The organism is Aeromicrobium sp., assembly GCF_049587115.1.
Lineage (GTDB): Bacteria > Actinomycetota > Actinomycetes > Propionibacteriales > Nocardioidaceae > Aeromicrobium.
This window is the reverse complement of sequence record NZ_JBAVDI010000039.1, coordinates 19,717-27,544: the sequence shown is the minus strand read 5'-3', so window position 1 is coordinate 27,544 and position 7,828 is coordinate 19,717. Positions and strand designations below refer to the sequence as shown.

The window sequence follows — 7,828 nt, the reverse complement described above, 5'->3', positions numbered from 1 at the left end:
GAGCTGGCGCAGCTGGTTGGTGCCTCGCGCGAGACCGTCAACAAGGCCCTCGCCGACTTCGCATCCCGCGGCTGGTTGCGTCTCGAGCCGCGCAGCGTCGTGATCCTCGACCTGGAGCGACTGCAGCGTCGCGCTCGCTGACCGGGCTCAGGCGCGCAAGTAGTCGAGCTGGGCGGCGACGCTGAGCTCCGCGGCGGGCCAGAGGGCCTCCTCGACGTCTCGATAGACGATCTCGACGATGGCGCGCGAGGTGTCCGCTCCCCCCGCGACCGCCGCCCGTACCTGGTCGAGCCGCTCGGCACGATGCTCGAGGTAGAAGTCGACAACAGCGGCCGGGTCGTCCACGACCGGGCCGTGGCCGGGGAGGATGCGCGTGACCAGTCCCTCCTCGACAAGCTCACGAATGTGCGCCAAGGAATCCAGGTAGGGCCCGAGCACCCCATCGGGGTGGGCTATCACCGTCGTGCCACGTCCCAGGATCGTGTCGCCGCTGAAGAGGGATCCCTCGGCAGGCAGCAGGAAGCACACCGAGTCGGTCGTGTGCCCGGGCGTTGCGACGACTTCGATCTCGAGCCCGTCGATCACGATCGACTCGCCATCGACCAGCATCTCGGCATCGCGCGAGAACTCCGGGTCGATCGATCGGGTCGGGGCGCCGGTCAGCTCCGCGAATCGGCCGAGCGCAGCGGTGTGGTCGAAGTGGCGATGGGTGAACAGGATCAATCCGACCGGTCCGGCAGCTGCCAGCACGGCCTGCAGGTGGGTCTCGTCCGACGGTCCCGGGTCGATCACGACTGAGTGCTCGGCTCCGGGCTCACGCAGGATCCAGGTGTTGGTCCCGTCGAGCGTCATGACACCCGGATTGGCGGCCAGCACGTAAGCCGCCCGCTCGGTCACGGTGATGGTGTGGGTCATGTGGCGCCTCCCAGGTCGGTCTCGAGGAACAGCCCGCCCGCAACCTCGACGAGCCGCGGTTCGATGGGGTGAATCGTGCGTTCAGCGGACGCGCCGAGCACCTGGTTCGCGGCAAGGCCGGCGATCTCGCGACACGTCACGTGCGTCGGAGGCAGCATCGTCGCCTCGCCTGCGTCGACCGCGGCCAGCACGTCGCGCAGCGGAGTCCAGACAGCGTGGTCGGCCTCCCTGGCGAGGGCGCCGACCGCCTGTCCGGCCGGCAGCACCGCCACGAAGAAGCGGGTGTCGTATCGGCGGGGCTCGAAGCTCGGGGTGATCCAGTGCGCCCAGGCACCCAGCAGATCGGTCCGCAGGACCAGCCCGGACTCGGCCAGGTACGCGCCGAAGGTCAGCTCGTGCGCCTCCAGCGCCAGCCGCGCCTCCTGGAACGCCGCACCGCTGGTGTCCGCAACCACGGAGTCCTCGTCGGGGCCGGCCAGCAGCACCCCGGACTCCTCGAACGTCTCACGCACGGCGGCACAGACCAGGCCCCGCGCGATGTCCTCGCTGCAGTCCAGACGCTCGGCCCATGCCGCAGGCGTTGGCCCAGCCCACGGGACGTCCGCGAATCGGTCGGGGTCGTCGACACCACCACCGGGGAAGACGTACATCCCGGGGGCGAAGGCCATGCTCTGCTGACGCCTCAGCAGGTACGCCTCGATCCCTTGCTCTCCGTCCCGGACCACGACGACCGTCGCTGCGTCGCGCGGCGTCGGCGCCTCGGCCTCGCGCCCCACGTGCGAGCGGAGCGCCTCCGGGAGGGGGATGCGCACGAGTTCAGCCGATCTCGACGACGAGCTCGACCTCGACCGGGGCGTCGAGAGGGAGGACCGGTACGCCGACCGCACTGCGCGCGTGCTGGCCGGCATCCCCGAATGCCGCTCCGAACAGCTCGCTGGCGCCGTTGGCCACCCCCGGCTGTCCGGTGAAGTCGGCGGTGCTCGCCACGAAGACCGTCGCCTTGACGACCCGCACCACCGAGTCGAGATCGTCGACCTGCGACTTGACCGCCGCAATCGCATTGAGCGCGCACTGGCGGGCGCAGTCGTACGCCTCCTCGGCGGACACCTCACCGCCGACCTTGCCGGTCAGCAACAGCTGGCCGTCAAGCAGTGGGAGCTGCCCGGAGGTGAAGACGTAGGCGCCCGTACGCACCGCTGGGATGTAGACCGCGACGGGTGCCGGCACGGTCGGGACCGCCAGGCCGAGCGCGCCCAGGCGGTTCTCGACCTGACTCATGTCACGGGCCGCTTGAAGTACGCCACCAGATTCTCGGGGTTCATGCCGGGAACGATCTGGACCAGCTCCCAACCGTCCTGTCCGAAGTTGTCGAGGATCTGCTTCGTGGCGTGAACCAGGACTGGCGCGGTGAGGTACTCCCATTTCGTCATGGATCGACTGTAACGGGACCGGGCCCGGCGGCGCTCCCGGACCAGCTTCCACCTCGGCCAGCCCGTGAACGCAGCTGTCTCGTTGGTCTCATCCCGGCTCGACTCACGCCGGAGCCTGCTCGAACGTCGCCCCGACCATCGAGATCGGGCTGCGGTCTCCGGTCGGGGAAGTAGGCTCGTCGTGTGGCTCTCTCGACTCAGCTCCATGTCGTCACCGGCAAGGGCGGCACCGGCAAGACGACGGTCGCCGCCGCGCTCGCGATGGCACTGGCGGCAAAGGGCAAGAAGGTCCTCCTGTGCGAGGTCGAGGGTCGACAGGGAATTGCCCAGCTCTTCGACGTCCCGCCCCTGCCGTACGAGGAGCGCCAGATCGCGGTGGGGCTCGGCGGCGGTGAGGTGTACGCCCTCGCGATCGATCCCGAGTCCGCGCTGCTGGAGTATCTTGCGATGTACTACCGGCTGGGTCGGGCCGGCAAGGCGCTCGAACGGTTCGGCATCATCGACTTCGCCACCACGATCGCTCCCGGCGTGCGTGACGTCCTGCTGACGGGCAAGGTATACGAGGCTGCGGGGCGCCGCAGTGGCGACGGCCTCACCTACGACGCCGTCATCATGGACGCACCGCCCACCGGCCGCATCACCCGCTTCCTCAACGTCAACGCCGAGGTCGCAGGTCTGGCGAAGGTCGGGCCGATCCGCCGGCAAGCCGATTCCATCATGGAGATGATGCGGTCCAGCGCGACCCACGTCCATCTCGTCACGGTCCTCGAGGAGATGCCGGTGCAGGAGACCATTGACGGCATTGCCGAGCTGGAGTCCGCCCGGCTGCCGGTCGGCCACGTGATCCTCAACCTCGTCCGACCGTCCCTCATGTCGGATGGCACCCGCGAAGCACTGCAGTCCGGATCGTTGAAGCCCGCCAAGGTCGCGGCGTCGCTGGCCCGGTCTTCGGTCACCAAGGCCGCGGCGCCCGCCCTGATAGCCGGCGGAGAAGCCAATCTCGAGCGGCATCGGCTTCAGGACGAGCAGCGCGAGATCCTCCAGGACTGCGGACGACCACTGATCGAGCTGCCATCGCTGCGCGACGGAATCGATCTCGGTGCCCTCTTCGAGCTCGCCGACCAGCTACGAGACCTCGCATGACTGGCAAGCCACGGACATCGCCGCCGACCCGCAGGGGTCACGCGACGCCACGCGGTGGCTCCAGCGGTGGGACGGCGCAGACCCTGGACGTCGATCGGCTCCTTGGTGATCGCACGACCGAGATCATCGTCTGCTGCGGATCCGGTGGAGTCGGCAAGACCACGACCGCGGCCGCGATGGCGCTGCGCGCCGCGGAGCAGGGCCGCACGGTCTGCGTCCTGACGATCGACCCGGCCCGACGGCTGGCGCAGGCGATGGGGTTGACCGAGCTGGACAACACACCGCGCCCGGTCAAGGACGTCGGCCTCGACGGCGGCAGCCTCGACGCCATGATGCTGGACATGAAGCGGACCTTCGACGAGGTCGTCGAAGCGCACGCAACGCCCGAGAAGGCACAGCAGATCCTGGCCAACCCGTTCTACGTCGCCCTGTCGAGCTCGTTCGCCGGCACGCAGGAGTACATGGCCATGGAGAAGCTCGGCCAGCTGCACGGACAGGCGACCAGGATCGGCCAGGAGCCTGATGGTTCGGCAGCTCAGGAAGGTCCTGCGGTGAGGGCGTGGGACCTGATCATCGTCGACACCCCACCCTCACGTTCGGCACTGGACTTCCTCGACGCCCCCGATCGGCTGTCGTCGATGCTGGACGGTCGATTCATCAAGCTTCTCCTGGCTCCGGCCAAGGGACCGGCCCGACTGCTCAGCGCTGGCTTCGGCATCGTCACCAGCGCGCTCAACAAGGTGCTCGGCGCCCAGATCCTCACCGACATGCAGACCTTCGTCGCGGCGTTCGACACCCTGTTCGGCGGATTCCGCCAGCGCGCGGAGAGCACCTACGCACTGCTGCAAGCCGATGGCACGGCATTCGTCGTCATCGCTGCACCCGAGCCCGCGGCCATGCGTGAGGCGTCGTACTTCGTCGAGCGTCTTGCTGGCGAGAACATGCCCCTGGCCGGGCTGGTGGTCAACCGAGTGCACCAGGACGGCGCCGAAGGAATCACCGCGGCGGACGCCGAGTCCGCGGGTCACAAGTTGCAGAGCGGCAGCGCTACCGACCGGATGACGGCAGACCTGCTCGCCATCCATGCCGAGCGCATGCAGGTCGCCGCCCGCGAGGCGCGGTTGAAGCAGCGATTCAGCGCAGCACATCCCGCGGTGCCAACGGCGTCGGTTGCCGCACTGGCCGGCGACGTGCACGATCTCGACGGGCTGCGCGAGATCGGGGGCCTGCTGGCTGCAGAGGCCCAGAAGGATCCGAAGCGCTAGACCGCGACGGACAGGATGTTGCGCCAGGTCGTGACATTGGGACGACGACGCAGCAGCGCACGGCGCTCACGCTCGGTCATGCCTCCCCAGACGCCCCACTCGATACGGTTGTCCAGCGCCTCGGCCAGACATTCGGCCCGAACCGTGCACGTACCGCAAAGCTGCTTGGCGCGATTCTGCTCAGCGCCCTTGACGAACAGCGCGTCGGAGTTCCCACGACACGCGGCTTCGGCCGCCCAATTTTCGTTCCACATGATTCCGAACCTCCCCGAGACCGGCCGATTGGCCGAAGTTGGTAGGTCTCAATCTAGAAAGGCGCGGAGGCGCGCGTCAGACCGTTCGGGATCATCTTTCGTAGTTCCGAAGAACTAGGACCCGCTGTCTCGTCCGGGGACTCACAGCATCGTCCCGTACTCTGATGTGCATGTCTTGGCACGAGATTCGCTCATCGCTGCGCCACGCAGCCACGCGCGAGAAGCAGCACGACGGGCCCCTCTCGATCATCGGCACGATGGTTCTCCTGTCCGCCGCCGCAGGGGTGCTCATCGCCGCCATCGCAGTCCCCGGCACAGCGTTGTTTGCGGCGACCGCGAACAACGTCAGCAACGACTTGGTGAACCTTCCGTTGCGCCTGGACGACCAGCCGAACGCGCAGACCACACGCCTGCTCGCGTCCAACGGAGACTTGATCGCCTACTTCTACGAGGAGAACCGCCAGGACATACCCCTGTCCAAGATCTCCCCGATCATGCAGGACGCACTGCTGTCGATCGAGGACGCGCGCTTCTACGAGCACGGGGCGCTCGATCTCAAGGGCACGCTGCGCGCCCTGGTCAACAACGCTTCCGAGGGCCAGACCCAGGGCGGCTCGTCGATCACCCAGCAGCTGGTCAAGCTGACGCTCGTGTCGCAGGCCACGACCAAGGAGCAGCGGCTCGCCGCGATCAAGAAGTCGACCTCGCGCAAGATCCGCGAGCTCAAGCTGGCGATCTCGTACGAGGAGCAGCACACCAAGAAGGAAATCCTCGAGCGCTACCTCAACCTCGCGTACTTCGGTGCGAGTGCGTACGGCATCAGCGCCGCGTCCTACCACTACTTCTCGGTCAGCCCGGCCAAGCTCAACGTCCGCCAGGCCGCGACGTTGGCAGGCCTGGTCAAGAACCCCGTCGAGTACGACCCCGGCGTCTACCCCGAGAAGGCGCTCGCCCGGCGCAACACCGTGCTGGCGGTCATGGCCCGGCTCGGCAAGATCTCCGAGGCGGACGCCAGGCGCTACCAGGCCGCTCCCCTGGGCCTCAAGGTCACCAAGTACCCGAACGGTTGCGTCTCGACCGTTGCGGAGTTCTCCTGCGACTACATCCGCCGCTACCTGCTCAAGCAGGACGCCCTGGGTCCCAACACAGAGGCTCGACAGCGCGCGCTGGAACGGGGTGGCCTGACGATCAAGTCCACGATCGACGTGACCAAGCAGAAGGCTGCCAACAAGGCCGTCGCCTCGACCGTCAAGGCCAGGGACAAGGCCATCGGCGCGATTGCGATGATCGAGCCCGGAAGCGGCGCCGTGCGTGCGCTGACGCAGTCACGGCCCATGGGGCGGAACAAGAAGAAGGGCCAGTCCTTCATCAACTTCACCGTCCCCAGGGCCTACGGCGACTCCGGAGGCTTCCCGGCCGGATCGACCTTCAAGATGTTCACCGTCGCAGCCGCTCTGAAGCAGGGCATCGACGTCGGACAGACCTTCAGGTCGCCGCCCAAGCTGACCGTGCCGGCGGGCACCTACTTCGACTGCGAGGGCCGCGGCACCTCGCCGTGGCCGGTCAGCAACTCGACCTCGTCCGGAACGATGAACATGTACACCGGCACTCGACTCTCGGTGAACACCTACTTCGCCCAGCTCGAGGAGAAGGCCGGCCTCTGCAACGCCGTGCGGGCTGCCGAGTCGATGGGCATCAAGGTCCCCGACCAGGACGTCGTCGGTCCCTTCACCCTCGGTGTCACGAGCGTCAGCCCGCTCGACATGGCCGCGGCCTATGCCACCGCTGCGTCAGGTGGCATGTACTGCCGCCCGCGCCCGGTCAAGGAGATCGTCGACGCCAACGGCAAGACCGTCAAGAAGTTCGGCCCAAGCTGCAAGCGGGTGCTCAGCGAGGACGAGGCAGCGCAGATCAACGACATTCTGCGCGGCGTGCAGGAGCGCGGCGGCTTTGGCTTCTCCAACGGCACCGGGTTGCGAGTGCCTTCGGCCGCCAAGACCGGCACGACCCAGGACAACAAGGCCGTCTGGTACAACGGCTACACGCCGGATCTCGCCACTGCTGCGATGATCGCCGGCGTCAAGTCCAACGGCAATCCCAAGTCGCTCGCGGGTGTCACGATCAATGGTCGGCTCCTCAACTTCGCCTCGGTCGGAGGCAGCTCGCTCGCCGGCCCGATGTGGGCCAAGGCAATGCAGGCGATCCAGGACACCTTGGATGGCAACAACTTCCAACGGCCCCCCAAGGTGAAGCCCACTCAGACCAGGTCGGGCCGCAAGACAACGGCACCGGAAAAGCCGAAGAAGCCCAAGACACCCAACGATGGCGGCGATTCAGGCGGCGGAGGTCGCGGCTAGTCAGGCTCCCAGCTGACGTTTGACCTCGGTCGCCACGGCGCCACCGTCGGCCTTGCCCTTGACCTGGGGCGACACGAGACCCATGACCCGGCCCATGGCCTTCATGCCGGCACCCGCCGAGCCGGTCGACTCGACCGCCGCCGTGACGATCACGGCGACTTCCTCGGCGGTCAGCTGCGCGGGCAGGTAGTCCGCAAGGATTGCCGCCTCAGCCCGTTCCTTGTCGGCCAGCTCGGGCCGGTTGCCGTCCGCGAAGGCGTCGGCGGCTTCACGGCGCTTCTTGGCTTCGGACACCAGGACCGTGATGACGTCCTCGTCGGTCAGTTCCCGGGCCTCCTTGCCCGCGACCTCGGCATTCGTGATGGCTGACAGCACCATGCGCAGGGTCGACGTCCGAAGAGCATCGCGCGCCTTCATCGAGGCGGTGAGGTCGGAGTGGAGCTGGTCCTTGAGTGCTGACATGG

The 7,828-nt window shown here is 67.6% G+C and carries 10 protein-coding genes; 4 read left to right on the top strand and 6 right to left on the bottom strand.

All coding sequences use genetic code 11. From position 1 onward, the window contains the following. Positions 1–141, top strand: a 141-nt coding sequence (locus WB461_RS04340; RefSeq protein ID WP_423851490.1) for a helix-turn-helix domain-containing protein, incomplete at its 5' end; no start/stop codon positions are given. A gap of 6 nt (positions 142–147) precedes the next feature. On the opposite strand, the gene WB461_RS04335 is transcribed toward WB461_RS04340, so the two are convergent. Genes WB461_RS04335 through WB461_RS04320 form a run of 4 tightly spaced genes read right to left on the bottom strand, consistent with a single transcriptional unit; the run spans position 148 to position 2,345 of the window. After that, complete coding sequence (locus WB461_RS04335; protein ID WP_423851488.1) at positions 148–915, bottom strand: MBL fold metallo-hydrolase; 768 nt, start codon at positions 913–915, stop codon at positions 148–150. Further along, on the bottom strand, positions 912–1,727 hold the full coding sequence (locus WB461_RS04330; protein ID WP_423851487.1) for an NUDIX hydrolase: 816 nt from the start codon (positions 1,725–1,727) through the stop codon (positions 912–914). The genes WB461_RS04335 and WB461_RS04330 overlap by 4 nt, the downstream gene beginning before the upstream one ends. Before the next feature lie 4 nt (positions 1,728–1,731). Continuing rightward, positions 1,732–2,193 carry a RidA family protein gene (locus WB461_RS04325; protein ID WP_423851486.1) on the bottom strand — a complete coding sequence of 154 codons (462 nt, stop codon included), beginning with the start codon at positions 2,191–2,193 and terminating at the stop codon, positions 1,732–1,734. Then, entirely contained in the window at positions 2,190–2,345 is a 156-nt protein-coding gene (locus WB461_RS04320; RefSeq protein WP_423851485.1) for a DUF4177 domain-containing protein, read from the bottom strand. The genes WB461_RS04325 and WB461_RS04320 overlap by 4 nt, the downstream gene beginning before the upstream one ends. Before the next feature lie 183 nt (positions 2,346–2,528). On the opposite strand from WB461_RS04320, the gene WB461_RS04315 reads away from it, so the two are divergent. After that, entirely contained in the window at positions 2,529–3,488 is a 960-nt protein-coding gene (locus WB461_RS04315) for an ArsA-related P-loop ATPase (RefSeq protein WP_423851484.1), read from the top strand. Then, positions 3,485–4,753: an ArsA family ATPase gene (locus tag WB461_RS04310; RefSeq protein ID WP_423851483.1), complete on the top strand. Its 1,269-nt coding sequence runs from the start codon at positions 3,485–3,487 to the stop codon at positions 4,751–4,753. Before WB461_RS04315 ends, WB461_RS04310 begins: the two co-directional genes overlap by 4 nt. On the opposite strand, the gene WB461_RS04305 is transcribed toward WB461_RS04310, so the two are convergent. Continuing rightward, positions 4,750–5,007 (bottom strand): WhiB family transcriptional regulator, encoded by a 258-nt coding sequence (locus tag WB461_RS04305; RefSeq protein WP_423851482.1) that lies wholly within the window; start codon positions 5,005–5,007, stop codon positions 4,750–4,752. The genes WB461_RS04310 and WB461_RS04305 overlap by 4 nt on opposite strands. A 170-nt stretch (positions 5,008–5,177) precedes the next feature. On the opposite strand from WB461_RS04305, the gene WB461_RS04300 reads away from it, so the two are divergent. Beyond that, positions 5,178–7,364, top strand: a complete 2,187-nt coding sequence (locus tag WB461_RS04300) for a transglycosylase domain-containing protein (protein WP_423851481.1) — start codon at positions 5,178–5,180, stop codon at positions 7,362–7,364. On the opposite strand, the gene WB461_RS04295 is transcribed toward WB461_RS04300, so the two are convergent. Next, complete coding sequence (locus WB461_RS04295; protein WP_423851480.1) at positions 7,365–7,826, bottom strand: GatB/YqeY domain-containing protein; 462 nt, start codon at positions 7,824–7,826, stop codon at positions 7,365–7,367. Between the last annotated feature and the right edge of the window lie 2 nt (positions 7,827–7,828).